This window comes from uncultured Lacinutrix sp., from assembly GCF_947500325.1.
GTDB lineage: Bacteria > Bacteroidota > Bacteroidia > Flavobacteriales > Flavobacteriaceae > Lacinutrix.
The window spans coordinates 1-1313 of record NZ_CANMRQ010000058.1; the positions used below are offsets into that span (position 1 = coordinate 1).

Annotated in this window: 1 protein-coding gene; it reads right to left on the reverse strand. The window is 33.2% G+C overall.

Annotated features, from left to right (window positions below):
• Positions 1-43: 43 nt before the first annotated feature.
• Positions 44-1225: an IS481 family transposase gene (locus tag Q0997_RS20130; protein ID WP_299892497.1), complete on the reverse strand. Its 1182-nt coding sequence runs from the start codon at positions 1223-1225 to the stop codon at positions 44-46.
• Positions 1226-1313: the final 88 nt, after the last annotated feature.

Genomic DNA, 1313 nt, shown 5'->3' on the forward strand with positions numbered 1-1313 from the left:
TGTTCGTAAAGGGACATGGTTTACACAAGTTAAAGATTAGGGTTTACACTAAATTAGTTTCTAACCTTGTCGATTGTTGTTTATTTCTAAGATGTTTTTCATCAAAGAAACCTAAAAATACATTTCTAAAAAATACTTTCCAAATCCCATTACCAATATCTTCAATAGCGATATATTTTCCTTTTAAAGCCGCGGATACATATACCCAATAATAGGACTTCCATCTTACTGCTCCACTTTTAGTTACTTTAAGAATTTTGTACATTGAATCATAGTCAAAATTTGGTATTTTTTCAGGAAAAGGTCTGTTAGAAAAATCATGAATTTTAGCTGGTGTTTTCATGTCTAATGCTTCATGTGGTCTTATGTTATTATATTGTTTTACAAAGTGATTTAAGCGTCTTTGTTGGGCTTTTAAATCGTAAGCAGAAGGTTTAGCACAAGCAGCCTTTAAATCGCGATGCATTCGCTCATGTCTACCGTTTTGTTGTGGCTGTCCAGGATCAGAGAAAACAGGAGTAATGCCAAGTTCAATAAACCAATAAGAGAGTTGAGTAAATCTTTGGATAGCACGTACAGATCCAAAGGGACTTCCATTATCAGTATGCAACTGTTTGGGTATTCCATATATTCTAAAAACCCTTTTAAACTCTGCTTTAGCCGACTTTAGGTTTTCTTTATAATGTCCTTTAGCAGTAAAAAGAAATCGACTTTTAGAGTCTGCAATGGTTAGCGGATGACAGTAAATTTTATTGCCCATAAGAAACTTACCTTTATAATCAGCACTCCACACTTCATTACACGATTTTGGGTCGAAAATAGGGTTTGTAGGTTTGACTCTTCTCATTCGTTTTTGAGGACATACTAAACCATTTTTCTTTAAAATATTATGTACCGTAACCACCGAAGGCACTTCTTGAGGTGTAAATTCTTTAAACAACAATTCTCTGATTTTTTTAGCACCCCAAAGTTTATATTCTCCTTTCAATTTTAGAATACTTTCGATGATATTTTCTTTGGTTGCGTTGGGATGTTTTATAGGCGCCTTAGAGTGCTTTTTTAAGCCTTCAAAACCTTGTTTTTCAAACCTGCTTATTAACTTATAAGCTGTTGGTCTGGAGATCTCAAAACTTCTACATAATTCTGTGATGGAATATTTTCCTGTACGCCATTCACAAATAAATTCAATTTTTTGTTCCATAGTTGTTGTGTTTTTCCAAGGCATAATAATTTGATTTTTGTCTCAAATTATAACTTGAAAAAGTGTAAACTATGTCCCTTTAACTTTGTAAACTATGTGCCTTTAACGTACC

Coding starts and splice junctions, on each gene's coding strand:
- Q0997_RS20130 (WP_299892497.1), bottom strand. CDS start 1,225: ATGCCTTGGAAAAACACAACAACTATGGAACAAAAAATTGAATTTATT.